General features: G+C 34.4%; 17 protein-coding genes. 8 read left to right on the forward strand and 9 right to left on the reverse strand.

The window, feature by feature from the left end:
- From B0I10_RS06465 to B0I10_RS06485, 5 genes are all read left to right on the forward strand, one after another.
- Positions 1-366, forward strand: a complete 366-nt coding sequence (locus tag B0I10_RS06465; protein WP_112085829.1) for a DNA topoisomerase IV — start codon at positions 1-3, stop codon at positions 364-366.
- Positions 367-403: 37 nt separating this feature from the next.
- Positions 404-1,183 carry a TerC family protein gene (locus B0I10_RS06470; RefSeq protein WP_112085691.1) on the forward strand — a complete coding sequence of 260 codons (780 nt, stop codon included), beginning with the start codon at positions 404-406 and terminating at the stop codon, positions 1,181-1,183.
- A gap of 72 nt (positions 1,184-1,255) precedes the next feature.
- Positions 1,256-2,092 carry an alpha/beta fold hydrolase gene (locus B0I10_RS06475; RefSeq protein WP_112085692.1) on the forward strand — a complete coding sequence of 279 codons (837 nt, stop codon included), beginning with the start codon at positions 1,256-1,258 and terminating at the stop codon, positions 2,090-2,092.
- A 1-nt stretch (position 2,093) separates the two neighbouring features.
- Complete coding sequence (locus tag B0I10_RS06480; protein ID WP_112085693.1) at positions 2,094-2,579, forward strand: RNA polymerase sigma factor; 486 nt, start codon at positions 2,094-2,096, stop codon at positions 2,577-2,579.
- A complete protein-coding gene (locus B0I10_RS06485; protein ID WP_112085694.1) occupies positions 2,576-3,145 on the forward strand; it encodes a hypothetical protein in 570 nt (189 codons plus the stop codon). Before B0I10_RS06480 ends, B0I10_RS06485 begins: the two co-directional genes overlap by 4 nt.
- A gap of 42 nt (positions 3,146-3,187) precedes the next feature.
- On the opposite strand, the gene B0I10_RS06490 is transcribed toward B0I10_RS06485, so the two are convergent.
- The 7 genes from B0I10_RS06490 to ychF form a co-directional block, all read right to left on the reverse strand.
- The gene (locus tag B0I10_RS06490) at positions 3,188-4,858 is read right to left on the reverse strand and encodes a formate--tetrahydrofolate ligase (protein ID WP_112085695.1); all 1,671 of its coding nucleotides are present in this window, start codon (positions 4,856-4,858) and stop codon (positions 3,188-3,190) included.
- Between the two features lie 114 nt (positions 4,859-4,972).
- Complete coding sequence (locus B0I10_RS06495) at positions 4,973-7,672, reverse strand: DNA gyrase/topoisomerase IV subunit A (protein WP_112085696.1); 2,700 nt, start codon at positions 7,670-7,672, stop codon at positions 4,973-4,975.
- Positions 7,673-7,722: 50 nt separating this feature from the next.
- Complete coding sequence (locus tag B0I10_RS06500) at positions 7,723-8,823, reverse strand: PDDEXK nuclease domain-containing protein (protein WP_112085697.1); 1,101 nt, start codon at positions 8,821-8,823, stop codon at positions 7,723-7,725.
- A gap of 81 nt (positions 8,824-8,904) precedes the next feature.
- A complete protein-coding gene (locus tag B0I10_RS06505) occupies positions 8,905-10,761 on the reverse strand; it encodes a DNA topoisomerase IV subunit B (RefSeq protein ID WP_112085698.1) in 1,857 nt (618 codons plus the stop codon).
- Between the two features lie 129 nt (positions 10,762-10,890).
- Positions 10,891-11,574, reverse strand: coding sequence for a TIGR02117 family protein (locus tag B0I10_RS06510; protein WP_112085699.1), 684 nt, complete (start codon positions 11,572-11,574; stop codon positions 10,891-10,893).
- A 3-nt stretch (positions 11,575-11,577) separates the two neighbouring features.
- Positions 11,578-12,546, reverse strand: coding sequence for a transglutaminase domain-containing protein (locus tag B0I10_RS06515; protein ID WP_112085700.1), 969 nt, complete (start codon positions 12,544-12,546; stop codon positions 11,578-11,580).
- Positions 12,547-13,080: 534 nt separating this feature from the next.
- Positions 13,081-14,175 carry a redox-regulated ATPase YchF gene (gene ychF, locus B0I10_RS06520; RefSeq protein WP_112085701.1) on the reverse strand — a complete coding sequence of 365 codons (1,095 nt, stop codon included), beginning with the start codon at positions 14,173-14,175 and terminating at the stop codon, positions 13,081-13,083.
- Between the two features lie 193 nt (positions 14,176-14,368).
- Here ychF and B0I10_RS06525 point away from each other — a divergent pair, with 193 nt between their 5' ends.
- Positions 14,369-14,905, forward strand: a complete 537-nt coding sequence (locus B0I10_RS06525) for a hypothetical protein (protein WP_112085702.1) — start codon at positions 14,369-14,371, stop codon at positions 14,903-14,905.
- A 62-nt stretch (positions 14,906-14,967) separates the two neighbouring features.
- Here the strand turns inward: B0I10_RS06525 and B0I10_RS06530 are convergent, their stop codons facing one another.
- Together B0I10_RS06530 and B0I10_RS06535 are read right to left on the reverse strand one after the other, a co-directional pair.
- On the reverse strand, positions 14,968-15,441 hold the full coding sequence (locus B0I10_RS06530; RefSeq protein WP_146740319.1) for a hypothetical protein: 474 nt from the start codon (positions 15,439-15,441) through the stop codon (positions 14,968-14,970).
- Between the two features lie 41 nt (positions 15,442-15,482).
- The gene (locus B0I10_RS06535) at positions 15,483-15,833 is read right to left on the reverse strand and encodes a 4Fe-4S dicluster domain-containing protein (protein WP_112085704.1); all 351 of its coding nucleotides are present in this window, start codon (positions 15,831-15,833) and stop codon (positions 15,483-15,485) included.
- Positions 15,834-16,000: 167 nt separating this feature from the next.
- Between B0I10_RS06535 and B0I10_RS06540 the strand changes: the two genes are divergently transcribed.
- Both B0I10_RS06540 and serC read left to right on the forward strand, forming a co-directional pair.
- Positions 16,001-17,059, forward strand: coding sequence for an acyl-CoA reductase (locus B0I10_RS06540; protein WP_112085705.1), 1,059 nt, complete (start codon positions 16,001-16,003; stop codon positions 17,057-17,059).
- Positions 17,060-17,213: 154 nt separating this feature from the next.
- Positions 17,214-18,284 carry a 3-phosphoserine/phosphohydroxythreonine transaminase gene (gene serC, locus B0I10_RS06545; protein WP_112085706.1) on the forward strand — a complete coding sequence of 357 codons (1,071 nt, stop codon included), beginning with the start codon at positions 17,214-17,216 and terminating at the stop codon, positions 18,282-18,284.
- Positions 18,285-18,324: the final 40 nt, after the last annotated feature.

Raw genomic sequence — 18,324 nt, forward strand, 5'->3', positions numbered from 1 at the left:
ATGAAAAAAATACTTCCAATCTTATCTTTACTATTTATTTCCTGCTACCAACAAGAACGCAATTGCACCGATTTTAAAACCGGAAAATTTGAGTTTGAACAAGAAATTGATGGCAAAATAGAAATTTCTCTTTTTGAACGAAATGATACGTTACAAATAGAAACCTTTCGCGGTAAAACAGATACCTCCTCCGTTCGATGGTTAAATGATTGCGAATTTGTCTTGCAAAAGCTTCATCCGAAAGGCATGAAGGAAAAAAAAGCAATTCACATGAAAATTCTAACCACAACCGAAAAAAATTATACATTTGAATATTCTTTTGTAGGCGAAGGTGCCAAACAAAAAGGAGTGGTTACCAAACGATAACAAGCACTTTTTTATATTCAATTTTAGTTTTAATTTTATGGAAATATTTTTAAATCCAGATACCTGGATTGCCTTATTGACATTGACATTCTTAGAGGTAATTCTAGGAATAGACAATATTATTTTTATTTCAATTGTAGCAGGAAAACTTCCGGAAGAGCAACGTAAAAAAGCCATCCGAGTTGGATTATTTTTAGCTATGTTCATGCGAATCGCACTTTTATTTGGAATTACAGTTCTAATTGCAATGAAAGAACCCTTTTTTCATATTGATTGGTCGTGGTTTGATGTAGATGTCACCGGTCAGAGTATTATACTTTTTCTCGGTGGTTTGTTTTTAATTTACAAAAGCACTAAAGAAATTCGTGAAAAAGTTGAACATTCCGGTGAAGAGGCACTTAGCTTGAAAAAAGCCGCTGTAAAATCATTTGGTAATGTTATTTTTCAAATTCTTTTAATCGATTTGGTTTTTTCTGTCGATAGTATTTTAACTGCAGTTGGAATGACCAATGGCGTTCCGGGTGCCTTAACAATTATGATAATTGCTGTTGTTGTTGCTGTTTCTATTATGATGTTTTTTGCCGTTCCGGTTGGTAATTTTGTAAACAATCACCCATCCATTCAAGTCCTAGGGTTAGCTTTTCTGATTCTCATCGGATTTATGTTAATCACAGAAAGTGCTCACTTGGCTCATGCAAAAGTATTTGACCAAGAAGTTGGTGCGGTACCTAAAGGTTATCTTTATTTTGCCATTGCCTTTTCGTTAGGTGTTGAATTTATTAATATGAAAATGAGAAAGAAAAATATCTCTACTTAAAAAAAAGAATAAAAAGATGTAACAATTTTCATCGTGATGAATCAAAAGAAAAACTTTTAAAAATCACAACTTATGAAAACTGTTACATTTTTTATTTTATCACTTGTAAGTTCATTAGTAACTTCAATGTATGCTCAAAAATCATTTGACGTAACTGTCAAAGGAAAAGGAGATGCTGTTTTTTTATTTCCAGGTTTTGGATGTACGGGCGAACTTTGGAACGACACTGTTTTCGAACTTTCCAAAACCCACGAATGCCACATTTTTACATTTGCCGGTTTTGGTGATGTTGCTCCAATTGAAATGCCTTGGTTTTCAACTATCAAAGAAGAAATTATTGTTTACACCAAATCAAACAAAATCAGTAAACCTACTTTAATTGGACATAGTTTGGGTGGAACATTGAGTTATTGGTTGGCATCTTCTGAACCCGATTTATTTAAAAAAGTGATTGCCGTTGATGCACTTCCCTGCTCCGCTGCATTGATGATTCCAAATTACAATGGTGAAAAAATCCCCTATGACAATCCACAAAGCAAAATGATGTTGCAAATGGATGATGCAACTTTTAAAGGAATGAATGCTCAACAAGTTCAGTTTATGTGTAAAAATCAAGAAAAGCAAAAAGTGATTCTTGAAATGATAAACAAAGCCGATCGAAAAACGTATGTGAATGGCTATATGGATATGCTGAATTTAGATTTAAGAGAAGAAATTTCAAAAATAAAAATTCCGGTGATTATCTTAGCTGCTACTTTTCCGGATAGAGCTACGGTTGAAAAAACCTATCAAGCACAATTTGAAAAATTACCGGCTGTAAAAATAAATTACGCCGAAAATGCCGCTCATTTTGTAATGTATGATCAACCGGAATGGTTTATGAAGAATCTAATCGAAAATTTGAACTAACTTGGAAAAGCAAGCCAAATTTAACGAACTATTCAACACACATTATCCCAAGGTTTTGCGATTGTGCAAAGGCTATTTCAATGGTGATGTTGATTTCGCCGCCGATGCTTCCCAAGAAGTTTTTATTAAAGTTTGGGAGAATTTAGATTCTTTTAGAAATGAATCTAGTATTAGTACGTGGATTTTCAGAATCGCTGTAAACACTTGTTTGGTGTATTTACGAAAGAAATCAACTAAAAAAGAAATCCGTTCTGAACAATTTCCAAACCTTATAACCGAAAATTATTCGCCTGAAATCGAAGAAAAATTAAGCAAAATGTATGCTTGTATTCAAAAATTGGATGAAATGGGAAAAATGATTATTCTGATGGTTTTAGAAGGAATGGAATACAACGAAATTGCTCAAGTGGTGGGTTTGACCGAAGAAACACTTCGTGTTCGAATTCATCGCATTAAAAAAAGTTTAACCCAATGTGTACAAAAATGACAGAATTTAATAACATACAAGAAATCTGGAATTCGCAACCGGAGGCCAAACCAAACACCACTGCTTCAGCATTAATTGCTAAAGCGAAGGAACATACCAAAACCTTAAAACAAAATCATTATTGGACAATCGGAATTATTTCTGTGACCGTTTTGATTTTATTGTTTTACTTTTTTTGGACGAATTCGCATCAATTTAATTCGCTCACCATTGGTTTGAGTGTAATGATTGGTATGTTGATTTTTAGAATTATATTGGAAATCAACAGTTCTACAAAATTAAAGAGCATAAAACCGGATTTATCATTAATAGACTATACTCAAAAAGTAAAAACATTTTATGAATGGCGAAAAAAGATTCATCTAATTCTAACACCAATCATTTACATCAGTTATTTTATAGGTTTTACAATGCTTTTACCGACTTTTAAAGCGATTTTCAGTAACGGATTTTATATTTATTGTTTGGTAAGTGGTTATGGTTTTTTCTTTGTCTTTGGCTATTTTTTAATCAAACAAATTAGAAAAGAATTGAAACTAATTGAAATTTTAAACGAGGTAAAATAATAAACAAGATTATTGAAGAATGATAGAAGAAAGCAGATTTACTTAAGACAAGCCGGAAATAACACCATTATTATCAATGTCTATTTGTTCTGCATTTGGTACTGATGGCAATCCGGGCATTCGCATCACATCACCTAAAAGTGGAATGATGAATTGTGCTCCGCTGGCAATTTCAAATTCTCGGACAGTTATTTTAAAATCTGATGGCCTTCCAATCAATTTTTCATTTTCCGAAAAGCTTGCCGGTGTTTTTGCCATACATATTGCGAAATTATTAAATCCAAATTCTATAATCTCTTTTAATTGCATTTTGGCTGTTGAAGAATATTCTACAGAACTGGCACCATAAATTTCTTTTGCGATGGTATTTATTTTGTTTTCGATACTATCTGAAGGTTGATAAAGCGGTTTATAATTGCTGTTTTCATTATTTATTTCATCTACAACTACTTGAGCCAAATCAATTGAACCTTTTCCACCGTGGGCAAAAGCAGTACTAACAACAGCAGTTACTCCTTTTAAAGCACATAATGCGATTAGTTTATTGTATTCATTTTGTGAATCGTCAGGAAAAGCATTAATACACACGATTGGATTGATTCCAAATTTTTGAATATTTTCAATATGTTTTTCTAGATTAGCGAAACCTTTTTCGATTGCCGCAACGTTTTCTGTTTTAAATTCAGCTGCCGTCAATCCACCATGGTGTTTTATGGCTCTTAATGTTGCCACTAAAACAACAGCATCCGGTTTTAACCCCGTTTGTTGACACTTGATGTGAAAAAATTTTTCAGCACCTAAATCGGCTCCAAAACCTGCTTCTGTGACTACATAATCTCCTAATGACAAACCTATTTTTGTAGCTATTGCAGAATTCGTTCCTTGAGCGATACTGGCAAACGGCCCTCCATGTAAAATGGCCGGATTTTTTTCAATGGTTTGAACGAGATTCGGTTTAATCGCATCTTTTAATAAGACAGCCATCGCTCCAACTGCTTTTAAATCTTTAGCAAACACTGGTTTTCCATCTTTGTTTTTTCCGATCAAGATATTTCCTAAACGAAATTTTAAATCTTCAAAATCTTTTGATAAGCAAAGTATGGCCATTACTTCTGATGCCGGAGTAATATTAAAACCATCTTCACGAAGGGTTCCGTTTTTTTCACCAATCCCAATAATGATTTTTCGTAGCGAACGATCATTCATATCCATCACACGTTTCCAAGCAATGGTTTTTGGATCAAGTTCTAAAGAATATTTCTTATTTTGTAGGTTATTATCAATCAAGGCTGACAATAGGTTATTTGCTTTTTCAATTGCAGAAAAATCTCCGGTAAAATGCAAGTTTATGTCTTCCATCGGAAGTACTTGTGCGTATCCTCCACCTGCAGCTCCTCCTTTTAAACCAAAAACCGGACCTAATGACGGTTCGCGTAAAACTGCAATCGCGTTTTTTTCAGTACAATTCAAGCCGTCTGTTAATCCAATTGCCATGGTAGTTTTCCCTTCACCATATTTTGTAGGAGACATAGCTGTAACTAAAATTAATTTCCCTGTTGGATTACTTGATTGTAATTCTAAAGGCAGTTTAGCTTTGTATTTACCGTAATATTCTAATGATTCCTCAGGTATATTTATTTTTTCTGCAATTTCTTTGATGTGAAGCATTTTTGTATTTTGAGCAATTGCAATGTCAGAAGGAAAATTATCCATTGTAGTTTATCGTGTTAAATTTAAACGAATTTATAAATAAGTTATGGCTCAAAATAGGATAAAAATCATGTTTTAAAAAAACCTGTAAGTTTTATATTCTTACAGGTTTCATATTTAATCTAAACTTAGTGTTATCTGTCCGTCATCATCTAATTCCGTATGAATATCATCAGAGACATTATCTTCACCGGAAACTTCCATCTCCTCTGGAGCTTGTTCTTCCGGTTCTTCATAAGGAAGCGATTCTAACAAACTTACTTGTTTAATTTTATCTGTAGTTAATTGATTGCCGAGGGCTTTAATTCCTTTTATAGCAATAAACTGCTCAAAATCAACTGTTTGATTTTCTTTTTGAACACCTTTCACTTTGGCATAAACGACCTCAGCAACCGGACGCCAATCAGTGGAAACAATTTCTAACTGCGATTTTTCGTGTTCCGAAATGAAGATTTCTTCTTTATTTTCATTCTCAACCAAGAAACGTTTCACATAGTAGCGGTCTTTTTCACCATCGTAATAGATGGCAGAAATCGGCTTTTTCGGATGCCATTTTTCCAAAACAATCATGTCTTCATCAAAATGCGTTGTGAGCTCAGGGATAATGGTTTTTAATTTCCCGGATTGATTCACCACCAAAATTCGGTCATTCGGACGGAATTCACCCAACAACTCACCTCTTCCATCTACATTCAGACGTTGCACAGTATCGTCAAACCAAATTTTTCTTGGTCGTAAGGTGGATATTCCTTTTTCCTTTAATTCTATTTTTTTAATCGGATATTTTGTGACAGTATTTCCGCGAGAAGCTCGACCTTTAATAGCGATATCGGCAAAATCTAAATCCCATTTCAATTTTTTAATGCTTCCAACCTGACGTAATAAAATAGTAATTACCTCTGCTTCTCCATTTGGATTGGCTGAAAAATATAAGGTCTGAGATCCCGGTTTTTCCTGAGTCAAATCGTAAAATTTATCTCTAGTCACACCCGCAACATTAAATCGTTTGATGAAAGTAGAACCATTTTTTCCATCGCGATAAATCATATTATAAATGGTTCGCTTATCGTTTTTATCAAAAATGGCGATGTGAATAATGTCTTTTCCGATGAATTTTTTATCATCTACTTTCGTCACCATCATTTTTCCGTCACGGAGAAAAACAATCACATCATCAATATCGGAACAATCGGCCACATACTCGTCTTTTTTGAGTCCGGTTCCAAGGAAACCTTCTTCTTTATTGACATATAATTTGGTATTTCGCAACACCACTTTGGTGGCTTCAATGGTATCAAAACTTCGCAATTCGGTTTGACGTTCTTTGCCTTTTCCGTATTTGTCTTTTAATTTCAAAAAGAAATCAATCGCAAAATCAATGATATTATTCAAATGATGTTTCACTTGTTCCATTTCCGCTTCCAACTTCGCAATGGCGTCATCGGCTTTATCCGAATCGAAACGTGTGATACGAATCATCGGAATTTGCGTCAACTTCTGCAAATCATCATCATTAATTTCTCTAACAAATGATTTTAAGAATGGCTTAAATCGATCATACATGTAAACATATAAAGCCTCCCTATCCGAATACAATTTGAAATCAATGTACATTTCTTCGCGAATGAATATTTTTTCTAAGGTAGAAAAATGCCATTTGTTTTCAAGTTCATCCAACTGAATTTCCAATTCCCGTTTCAGCAAATCCATCGTTCGATGGGTCGAAATTTTCAACATATCCGAAACGCCGATAAACAACGGTTTATGATTTTCAATCACACAACCTAACGGAGCAACCGAAGTTTCGCAAGCCGTGAATGCATATAACGCATCAATGGTTTTATCCGGAGAAACGCCAGGCGGAAGATGAATTAGAATTTCAACTTCGGCAGCGGTATTATCTTCAATTTTTTTGACCTTAATTTTACCTTTTTCGTTGGCTTTCAGAATACTGTCAATCAACGTTCCAGTATTGGTAGAAAACGGAATTTGTGTAATCACCAACGTTTGCTTGTCCAATTGCGAAATCTTGGCACGCACACGTACACGACCACCACGCAATCCATCATTATAATTGGAAACATCGGCAATTCCGGCGGTTGGAAAGTCGGGAAATAAAGTAAAAGGTTTGTTTTTTAATATTTTAACCGAACAATCAATCAATTCAATGAAATTGTGTGGTAGCACTTTCGTGGATAAACCAACGGCAATTCCTTCGGCACCCTGAGCCAACAGCAGCGGAAATTTTACCGGAAGATTGACAGGTTCCGCACGACGACCATCATAGGACATTCCCCATTCGGTAATTTTTGGAGAATATAAAATATCGTGACCCAATTTTGAAATTCGGGCTTCGATGTAACGGGAAGCTGCCGCACTGTCTCCGGTTAAGATATTTCCCCAGTTTCCTTGCATATCAATCAGTAAATCTTTCTGACCAATTTGCACCATTGCATCACCAATACTCGCATCTCCGTGCGGGTGATACTGCATCGTGTGACCAACGATATTCGCCACTTTGTTGTAACGACCATCATCGAGTTCTTTCATCGAATGCATAATTCGGCGTTGAACCGGTTTAAAACCATCTTCAATAGCCGGAACCGCACGCTCCAAAATTACATAGGAAGCATAATCGAGAAACCAATCCTTGTACATTCCCGTCACTTTAGTGATGGTATCTTCGGGGTTTTCGTCGTTTTCGTAAAAATGTTTGTTACTAAAAACTTTCACGTCGTCAAAACCTTTTTCTTGGGTTGACTCGTTGAGTTCTTCGTTTTCATCGTCTGGGATGATTTTTTCTTCGTCTTCGTTCATTTATGCTGAATTTACTTGCTCTGAATTTATTTCAGAATTTCAGTATCTTATTAACCTTCAATCAATCGTTTAAAATCTTCTTTGCTTGGTAAAATGGTTTTGTATTTACTGGCAAAAATTTGTTCGTTTCCTTCTGGTAAAGTATATTTTACCAACAAGTTGCTTTTGTTTTGACACAATACAATTCCGATGGTTTTATTTTCACCTTTTAATCGCATTTCTCTGTCATAATAATTCACATACATTTGCATCTGACCTAAATCTTGATGCTTGAGTTCGCCAATTTTTAAATCAATTAATACAAAACTTCGCAACACTCGGTTATAAAAAACCAAATCTATTCTGAAATGCTTATCATCAAACGAAATTCTTTGTTGACGAGACACGAATGCAAATCCTTGTCCTAATTCCAACAGAAAATGTTCTAATTTATTGATGATTTCTTGTTCTAATTCTGATTCAGAATACTGATGCAATTCGGGTAAACCAAGAAATTCTAAAATGTATGGATCTTTAATGATGTCTTTTGGTTTTTCAATTAGTTGACCTTCTTGAGACAATTTTAAAACACCTTCTTTATCTCTACTCAAAGCTAATCTTGTGTATAGAGCGGAATCGTATTGTCGTTTGAGTTCGCGAACACTCCAATTGTTTTTTATTGATTCAATTTCATAAAAACTTCGTTCATTTTCATCATCAATTCTCATTAAAAAAACATAATGTGTCCAAGTTAATTTAAAAAACGAAAACAGTGTCTGCGATTTTTGTGTTTCAAATTCCCCAGTCACTGACTGGTTTTTCTCATTATCAGAATTCGTCATCAGTGACGACGAATTTACTATTTCTAATACTCTCGTCAGTGATGACGAAATTGAATAAGTTCTATAAAACATTCTCATTCTGTCAAGATTTTCAACAGAAAACCCTTTCCCAAACTCCTTAGTCAATTCCTTTGAAAGTTCTTTTAAAACTTGTTTGCCGTACGCTGCTCTTTCTTTTCCATTTTGTTCTTCTTCAACAATCATTCTTCCTATTTCAAAATAGGTATAAACCATTGTTGAGTTAATTGCACGAATAACTTGTTGTTGAGCATTTTTTACTAATGCAACAACCTGATGAAACAATACTTTATTTTGAATTTCTCCTAACAATTTTAAACTCTTAAACTCTTAAACTCCTAACCTCTTAAACTTTTAAACTCTTAAACCTTTAAACTCTTAAACCTTTAAACTTTAATTCTTCTCAATCGTATCCAGCTCCACCTTCAAGTTATTAATAATAAATTCTTGTCGGTCCGGGGTATTTTTACCCATATAAAATTCCAACAAGGTTTCGATGGAAGTGGCTTTATCCAACATCACCGGATCTAATCGAATGCTTTCGCCAATAAAATTCTTGAATTCATCGGGAGAAATTTCCCCTAATCCTTTGAATCGGGTGATTTCCGGTTTTGGTTTTAATTTTTCAATGGCATCTACTCGTTCTTGCTCGCTATAACAATAAATCGTTTCTTTTTTATTTCGAACTCGGAATAACGGGGTTTGCAAAATATACAAATGGCCGTCTTTAATTAATTCAGGAAAAAACTGCAAGAAAAATGTAATCAATAACAAACGAATGTGCATACCATCCACATCGGCATCGGTAGCAATGACGATGTTGTTGTAGCGCAAATCTTCCATTGATTCTTCAATATTTAAAGCCGCTTGTAGTAAGTTGAATTCTTCGTTTTCGTAAACAATTTTCTTACTCATTCCATACGAATTCAATGGCTTTCCTCGTAAACTAAACACGGCTTGCGTGTTTACATCACGACTTTTAGTAATTGAACCCGAAGCCGAATCTCCTTCCGTGATGAAAAGCGTACTTTCTAACGTTCTAGGATTTTTCGCATCGGTTAAATGCACACGACAATCACGTAATTTTTTATTATGCAAGCTCGCTTTTTTAGCTCGGTCTTTTGCTAATTTTCGTATTCCTGAAAGTTCTTTACGTTCTCTTTCGGCTTGAAGGATTTTACGCAAAAGTAAATCGGCTACTTCCGGATTTTTATGTAAAAAATTATCAAGTTTTTTGGATATGAAATCGTTAATGAATGTACGAACCGTAGGTCCTTTCGGACCAATATCAGTTGAACCTAATTTGGTTTTAGTCTGACTTTCAAAAACCGGTTCTTCTACTTTCACTGCAATAGCCGAAACAATTGATTTTCTGATGTCTGAAGGATCAAAATCTTTTTTATAAAACTCACGAATCGTTTTCACGATTGATTCACGAAAAGCAGTCAAATGTGTTCCACCTTGTGTTGTATTTTGTCCGTTTACAAACGAATGGTATTCTTCGGAATATTGCGATTTGCTGTGTGTGATGGCCAATTCAATGTCTTCTCCTAAAAGATGAATAATTGGATAAATCATATCTTCCTCTGCAATATTTTCTTCCAACAAATCTTTTAAACCATTCTCAGAATAATACTTTTCACCATTGTAATAAATTGTTAATCCCGTATTGAGATAACAATAATTTTTGAGCATTTTGATAATATACTCGTTACGGTATTTGTAATTCTTGAAAATCGTTTCATCGGCAATAAACGCTACTTTGGTTCCGCGACGTTTGGTTGATTCTTGAATGTCTTCCTCCAAGGTTAAATTTCCGGCAGAGAATTCAGCTGCTTTTTGTTGGTTATCTCGAACCGATTCTACACGAAAATAATTGGACAATGCATTAACGGCTTTTGTTCCAACTCCATTTAAACCAACTGATTTTTTGAAGGCTTTAGAATCGTATTTACCTCCGGTATTCATTTTGGAAACTACATCTACTACTTTCCCTAGCGGAATTCCACGACCGTAATCACGAACCGTTACGAGTTTATCTTTGATAGTCACTTCAATGGTTTTTCCGGCACCCATCACGTATTCATCGATACAGTTATCTAAGGTTTCTTTCAACAATATATAGATACCATCATCGGGTGATGAACCATCGCCCAGTTTTCCGATATACATACCGGGTCGCATTCGGATGTGTTCTTTCCAATCGAGGGAACGAATATTGTCTTCGGTGTATTGATTTTGCTCTGACATAGCGGAATTATGGATTTTGTGCTAATATAGCGGATAAAGCAAAATTTTGAAAGGATTATGGTTTAAAGTTATTAAGAAACATATTGACAGGGTCACTGTTGTCTGTTGTTTGTTATCTGATACTTGTTTTTATCGATAATGATAAAAAATTCCTTTGTCTGCCGGAGTCCAAAAAGCGGCTTTCATACCGGCTTTTTTTAGGGCTTGGTTTGCCCACGTATTACAAGTATAAAACAAGTTGTAGGTTCGATGTGCTTCATAAAAACTGTCATTTTTCCCATAGGTTGTGGCTTCGATAAAAATGGGATTTCCATTGGTATCATATTGAAAACTAGCTTCGATGAAAGTAATTAATTTTTGATATTGTTCTTTCGAAATTTCAATTTTTACACAATTTTTGTTTTCCTGAATTTGTTTGTAAAAAGTGGTATGCATAGCCGAAGTTCCGAGGTTAAAGGCTGCGTTGAAAGCTGTGCTAAATTTTAAATCAGACCATTCCGGTGTGTCGAGATAAAAACCTTTGTCACCCCAACCGAAAGCTAGAAATTGATGAGTTGAATCTTTGGATTGAATGTTTTCAAATTTTATTTTCTCAGACCAATCTTTTAAATCGGTTTTGACAGGAAAAACCAAATCAGCGTGCACGCCGTTTGATTTGATGTATATGGTGTATTCTTTTGTTTGCTCCGATTGATTTTTGTTAACCGGAATAACGGAAAAAACAACTGCTGCAATTCCGTAAATCAGCAACAATAAGATGATTGATAAAACAAATTTCAGCAGTAATTTGAAAGTTAATTTAACAATTTTCATCAACTATTTTTTAGTAGGTAGGACTTTAAAAGTGACAAAGGTTATATTCTCCAAATATATAGTAATAAATCTTCCGTATTGCTTTTTGTAGATAATTTCAAATTCAACTACGTTATCTTCTAAAATTGTATGCTTAAATGGTATAATCTGATTTGGCTTTCCTTCAAAAAGTATGTTCTCTGTTTGCGTTAAGTTTTTTAATTTAAAAGTCAGTTTTTGTCCATCCACTGCTTGAAGAACGCCTTTGTTGTCCAACAATTCGATCCCTTTTTCGGGAAAAGGGAAATAATGTAACGGAAGATTTTCAAACCAATCACGGTTTAATGTTTTGTCGAGCCACTTTCCATCTTCGGGAAAATGTTTCATAAAAAAGAGTTGCTCAGGTGTGTCAAAGTAGAAATCACTATATCTTTTGCTGAATTTAGATGAGCTGGATTCGGCAAAACCTGAACCCCAAGTGGCATCGAGTAAAATCCAACGATTATCCGCAAAAACGGCATTCCACGTATGATTTAACGGTTTGGAGGAAACTCCGATTTGATTTGGAGAAACACGACCAAATCCTGAAATGGATTGCATTTTTAAACCAACTCTTTCGGCAATTTCGTGGTATAATTCGGTGAAATGTTGACAAACTCCTTTTCGGCTTCGGAAAGCTTGATTGATTCTTTTTTGTTTTAATTCTTCCACTTTTTGATCAAATTGTTCTTTTGATTCATATTTGATGACATCGGTGGTTGGATATTGTGCCAGTTTCATGTCATAGGTTACCGAATTGGCAATCCAAACATAAACAGCTCTGGCTTTATCGTAGTCGGTGGTGAAATCGGATTGGATTTTGTCGGCCAACTTATCGATGGATGAAAAGGATTTTGGATAGTCGAGTACTTTTTTATCGACTGGATGAATTTCTTGTGCAGTAATTGAGCTAAAAATAATTAGGAATAGAATAGTTATGTTTTTGATAATCATAGGACAGTTATACTGAATTTGATTACTAAATTATCAATTAATGTACCGCAAAAAGTTAGGTTCTTGTTAAATGTTAAGAGTCAATGTCATTAATTTTATTTTTCATTTTATCGCAAAGTTGCAAAGACGCCAAGTAAAACCTTTGCGACTCTGCGACTTTGCGAGAGTTTTTTTACTGAGAAAACCATTAACTTACTGAGATTGTTGCTGGTTGATGTTTTATGAAAAACTTTGATTGCACAGAGTCTGCCCCCGACCTGCCTACCGGCAGGCAGGTTGAAACGGAAAGCATTTTGCAGGCTTGTTGGACATTTTCTTGCCGAAAAAGAGCGACCTTGTGAAGCTCCTTTTTTGGCATAGAAAATGCCAACAAGACAAAAAATCTTGGAGTGGAAAGCGGGAAATGGCAGCTTGATAGTTGGCAGTGGTCAGTTTTTAGTGTTCAGTCGCAGTTTTCAGTTTTTGGGAAATAAAAAAACTGCTGAATTTCTTCAACAGTTTTGTCTATTTTCTTTTCTCTATTCTCTATTTTCTTTACACATTAAAACGGAAATGCATCACATCGCCATCTTTTACTATGTATTCTTTTCCTTCAACTCTTAGTTTTCCGGCTTCTTTTACTTTGGCTTCTGAACCGAAAGTGGAGTAATCTTCGAAGGCAATTACTTCGGCACGGATGAATCCTTTTTCAAAATCGGTGTGAATCACTCCGGCTGCTTTTGGAGCGGTATCGCCAATGTTGATGGTCCATGCACGCACTTCTTTTACTCCGGCGGTGAAATAGGTTTGAAGTTTTAATAATTTATATGCGGCACGAATTAACACGGCAGAACCCGGCTCGGTTAATCCCATATCTTCAAGGAAAACCTGACGTTCTTCGTAGCTTTCTAATTCGGTGATATCGGCCTCTGCTCCTACTGAAAGTACGATTACTTCGGCTTGTTCATCTTTTACTAATTCGCGAACTTGGTCAACGTATTTGTTTCCGTTTACGGCTGATGCTTCGTCCACATTACACACATATAAAACCGGCTTCGTTGTAATTAATTGAAAATCTTCCAACAAATCAATTTCATCTTGATTTTGAGGAATAACTGTTCGAGCGGATTTTGCTTGTAATAACGCTCCGCGAATTCGGTCTAATAACGCTTTTTCAACTTGAGCTTCTTTATTTCCTGTTTTGGCGGCACGATTGGTTTTTTCTAAACGCTTTTCAACCGTTTCTAAATCTTTTAGTTGTAATTCGATATCGATTGTTTCTTTATCACGAATTGGGTTTACGTTTCCGTCAACGTGAACGATGTTATCGTTATCAAAACAACGTAACACGTGAATAATGGCGTTACATTCTCTGATGTTTCCTAAAAACTGATTTCCCAAACCTTCGCCTTTGCTAGCTCCTTTTACCAATCCGGCAATGTCAACAATATCAACAGTTGCCATTTGAACGCGTTCGGGTTTTACCAATTCTTCCAAACGGGCAATTCGCGGATCGGGAACGTTTACCACTCCAATATTAGGTTCGATGGTACAGAATGGAAAGTTGGCACTCTGTGCTTTTGCATTTGATAAACAATTAAAAAGGGTTGATTTTCCAACATTTGGTAATCCTACAATTCCTGCTTTCATCTTTTAGGTAATGGGTTATTGGTAATGGGTAAAAGGTTTTTTAAACGGGTGCAAATATAGTTTATAATATTGAAAGATTAAAACTTATCAATCGGACGAGTGTGAATTATGTAAACCTTAAGTAAAAATGTATAATGACTTGCGATATCTGAGCTTGTATCTTTACATAACTAACCAATTAAATAGTTTAACCATGAAATTAGCAGCATTAATAGTATTTGTTTTTACATTTTCATTGAGCCACGCACAGAATAAGAATGTGGTTGATGAAACAAAAAAAACCGTAATAACCGTAAATGATGGCGAAAAAGAAACGAAAACGGTTAAAAATGAGAACACTAGAGAAGTTCAAATGATTGAATTAGATGGTCAAAAAGATGCAACGGTTAATCGAGATGTAAAAACTTCTCCAACAATTGTTGAACAATCTACAGAAATTATTAATCCGGACGGAAGCATTAGAATTGTAGATGTGGATCGTACAAATTACTATACGTTAAACGGGCAAAAATATAAAGTAGAACTTGATGCTCAAGGTTATTCGTTACTTTCGGAAAACAATAAAAACATTGGAAAAATCAGAAAAACGACTACCAACAGTTTCATATTTGCAGGAAAAAATAAAACGGCAATTGCCTATTTTGATACCAATGGAAACTTAGTATTAGAATCGTATGATCCAAAAACAGATACGGTTACTTTTGAGACTTATACAGTTTTAAAAAAGTAAATTTAACCCTAAGTTCCTATTAGAATCCTGAGTTTCGGCTCAGGATTTTTTATTTGAGTTTATTATTTAAATCTTTCATTTTTAAATAAAGGATGTGGCTTTCGTTTTGTTCGTTTATTTACTTGAAGAATCGAAAAGATATATGGTAATGTAAAAATAAACACAAACACGACAATCATTTCGTTGGAAGTGAACCAAAAATGTGTTACCGTTGCCAAATATACTTGAGTGTTATTTTCGTTTAGAAGAATTTTAACTTTATCATTGACATAAAAGCCGTTAGAAAATGCCCAAGAATGATTAGTTATTTCAAATTTTTGATTTTTGTGATAATATTCTACTGTTGGAATCATTACAGATTTGAAACTTGTGGGATAATGCGTCCCATTTTGTCCCTTTTTATAGTTTGCAAGGATTTCTTTTTTTACAGAAATTACCGTCGCTTCCACCTTTTTGTGTGAAAGATAAATGATTGATTTGTATGAAAAGAACAAAATCAATACTACAGACATCGTAAGTAAAAATATTCTGAGCATAGTAAAAAAAACCTCAAGAATTCTTGAGGTTAAAATGTGTTTTATTCGTTATGTAAAAATGCTTGCCTATTCAAAAGTGTTTCTTCACTTTCCACATGATTATCGTCGGGCACACAGCAGTCAACCGGACAAACGGCCGCACATTGTGGTTCTTCGTGAAAACCTTTACATTCGGTACATTTTCCGGGAACGATATAATAGATATCATCCGATATTGGCGTTTGAGCTGCCTCTGAATCAACTTCGGTCCCATCCGGTAAAATAACTTTACCTTTGAGTTTAGTTCCATCTTTATATCGCCAATCGTCTGCACCTTCATAAATTGCTGTATTTGGACATTCCGGCTCACAAGCTCCGCAGTTAATACATTCGTCTGTTATTATGATTGCCATTTTAGTATGTTTAAAAGTTTAAGTGTTTAAGCGTTTAAAAGTTCATCGTCAAAAAGTGGTTAATTCAAAATCTACTCCAATCTTTTCAACTATTGGCTGTTGCCAACTTTCTATTTCTTATTTTTGTGCAAAATTACAATCAATTCCATACATAAACAAGTAATCAAATGTTAGAAAATACCAAAATAAATACTTTTGTTGCTTTGGGCGATTTTTTACGTCAATTTTCTTTGGATAACAACCTTCGAAATCCTGAAATTCAAAACAATGACACTTTCTTTGATTCGTTTGAAGCATTGTTAGAACTTTCCCAATCACACAATGGATGGTTTACAAAAGAACAAGTGTGTTTTGCTGTCAATTCATGGGCAGAAGCTTTAACTAAAAGCAATTTAAATCAATGGCTTTCTAACTATGATTTTTCAAAAATAACGCCAAAAACAGTTGGATTAATTTTAGCTGGAAATATTCCACTAGTAGGTTTTCATGACTTTTTATCAGTATTGATTTCAGGTCACACTGTTTTAGTTAAAACATCTTCAAACGACCAACATTTAATAAAATTTTTAGCGAAGTATTTGATTGTTGCTGAACCTGAATTAGCCAACAGAATTACATTTACAGATGGAAAATTAGAAAATTTTGATGCCGTAATTGCAACCGGTAGCAACAACACTGCTCGTTATTTTGAGTATTATTTCAAAAACAAACCTTCCATCATTCGTAAAAACAGAAATTCTGTGGCTATTTTAAACGGAAATGAATCGCACGAAGATTTAGTCAGTTTAGGCGAAGATATTTTTCGCTATTTTGGATTGGGTTGCCGAAATGTTTCCAAATTATTTGTGCCAAAAGGATATAATTTTGATGCTTTTTTCAAAGCCATTTTTGAATACCAAGATGTGATTCATTATGAGAAATATTCAAATAATTATGACTACAATAAAGCCGTTTTTTTAATGAGTAATTTCAAATTATTGGACAACGGATTTTTAACTTTAAAAGAAGATTCAAGCTACTCTTCTCCTATTTCCTCTGTTTTTTATGAAAATTATGATTCTTTACCTGATTTGATAAATCGTTTGAAAAAAGATGAAGATCAAATTCAATGTTTTGTTTCCAATGGTTTAACGGAAAATAGCATCGCATTCGGACAAACACAAAAGCCACAACTTTGGAATTATGCGGATAATGTTGATACGTTAGAATTTTTAATTTCGGTTTAGAAATTGTTTTTAACTACAACGTTTTTGTTAATAACCTATAATAAAAACCGCTTTCTAAAATCGGTCTTTTCGCTGTGAATTTCAGAAATTTGCTGTTCTAAAAATAACATCAATATTTCAGAAATAAAAGATTCTGAAATAAATTCAGAATAAAATGAAAAAACATAATTATAGTGCCGGTCCCTGCATTTTGCCACAAGAAGTATTTGAAAAATCGGCTCAAGCCATTTTAAATTTTAATAATTCAGGTTTATCGATATTAGAAATTTCACACCGTAGCAAAGATTTTGTTGCGGTAATGGATGAAGCACGAGCTTTAGCTTTAGAACTTTTAGGTTTAGAAGGAAAAGGTTATCAAGCATTATTTTTGCACGGCGGAGCTAGTTTAGAATTTCTTATGATTCCCTACAACTTAATGAAAGTAGAAGGAAAAGCAGCTTATTTAGACACCGGAACATGGGCGAATTCTGCTATCAAAGAAGCTAAACATTTTGGAGAAACGGTTGTGGTTGCTTCTTCAAAAGCTGAAAATTATAACCATATTCCAAAAGGATATGTTGTTCCATCCGATGCCGATTATTTCCATTGTACATCAAACAATACGATTTTTGGAACTCAAATGAAAGAATTTCCAAGCCTTGAAATTCCTATGGTTTGTGATATGAGTTCAGATATTTTTTCAAGAACCTTAGACTTTTCAAAATTTGATTTAATTTATGCCGGAGCTCAAAAAAATATGGGTCCAGCCGGGACAACTTTAGTGGTTGTAAAAGAAGAAATATTAGGGAAGTCAGGGCGAAACATTCCAAATATGTTGGATTATGTTCAACATATTGAAAAAGAAAGTATGTATAATACGCCAGCTGTTTTTCCGGTGTATGCTTCACTTTTAACCTTACAATGGTTGAAAAATTTAGGTGGAATTGCTGCTATTGAAAAAGTAAATGAAGCGAAAGCGAATTTATTATACACCGAAATCGACCGCAATCCATTATTTAAAGGAGCAGCCGTTGCTGAATTTAGAAGCAACATGAACGCTACTTTTTTATTAAATGATGAAACCCACGCTCCTATTTTTGATAAACTTTGGAAAGAAGCCGGAATTTCAGGATTACCGGGTCATCGTTCGGTTGGTGGTTACAGAGCTTCGATGTATAATGCTCTTCCTTTAGAAAGTGTGCAAGTTTTGGTTGATGTGATGAAGGAATTAGAAAGTAAAATTTAGAGAATAGAAAAAAAATATTAACAAGTTGTCAGAATCTGAG

Origin of the sequence: Flavobacterium lacus (assembly GCF_003268815.1) — a bacterium.
Taxonomy (GTDB): domain Bacteria; phylum Bacteroidota; class Bacteroidia; order Flavobacteriales; family Flavobacteriaceae; genus Flavobacterium; species Flavobacterium lacus.

Excerpts from the sequence above, each read along its gene's own strand:
- B0I10_RS06465 (WP_112085829.1), top strand. The coding sequence starts at position 1 with ATGAAAAAAATACTTCCAATCTTATCTTTACTATTTATTTCCTGCTAC.
- B0I10_RS06470 (WP_112085691.1), top strand. The coding sequence starts at position 404 with ATGGAAATATTTTTAAATCCAGATACCTGGATTGCCTTATTGACATTG.
- B0I10_RS06475 (WP_112085692.1), top strand. The coding sequence starts at position 1,256 with ATGAAAACTGTTACATTTTTTATTTTATCACTTGTAAGTTCATTAGTA.
- B0I10_RS06485 (WP_112085694.1), top strand. The coding sequence starts at position 2,576 with ATGACAGAATTTAATAACATACAAGAAATCTGGAATTCGCAACCGGAG.
- B0I10_RS06490 (WP_112085695.1), bottom strand. The coding sequence starts at position 4,858 with ATGGATAATTTTCCTTCTGACATTGCAATTGCTCAAAATACAAAAATG.
- B0I10_RS06495 (WP_112085696.1), bottom strand. The coding sequence starts at position 7,672 with ATGAACGAAGACGAAGAAAAAATCATCCCAGACGATGAAAACGAAGAA.
- B0I10_RS06505 (WP_112085698.1), bottom strand. The coding sequence starts at position 10,761 with ATGTCAGAGCAAAATCAATACACCGAAGACAATATTCGTTCCCTCGAT.
- B0I10_RS06510 (WP_112085699.1), bottom strand. The coding sequence starts at position 11,574 with ATGAAAATTGTTAAATTAACTTTCAAATTACTGCTGAAATTTGTTTTA.
- B0I10_RS06515 (WP_112085700.1), bottom strand. The coding sequence starts at position 12,546 with ATGATTATCAAAAACATAACTATTCTATTCCTAATTATTTTTAGCTCA.
- ychF (WP_112085701.1), bottom strand. The coding sequence starts at position 14,175 with ATGAAAGCAGGAATTGTAGGATTACCAAATGTTGGAAAATCAACCCTT.
- B0I10_RS06525 (WP_112085702.1), top strand. The coding sequence starts at position 14,369 with ATGAAATTAGCAGCATTAATAGTATTTGTTTTTACATTTTCATTGAGC.
- B0I10_RS06530 (WP_146740319.1), bottom strand. The coding sequence starts at position 15,441 with ATGCTCAGAATATTTTTACTTACGATGTCTGTAGTATTGATTTTGTTC.
- B0I10_RS06535 (WP_112085704.1), bottom strand. The coding sequence starts at position 15,833 with ATGGCAATCATAATAACAGACGAATGTATTAACTGCGGAGCTTGTGAG.
- B0I10_RS06540 (WP_112085705.1), top strand. The coding sequence starts at position 16,001 with ATGTTAGAAAATACCAAAATAAATACTTTTGTTGCTTTGGGCGATTTT.
- serC (WP_112085706.1), top strand. The coding sequence starts at position 17,214 with ATGAAAAAACATAATTATAGTGCCGGTCCCTGCATTTTGCCACAAGAA.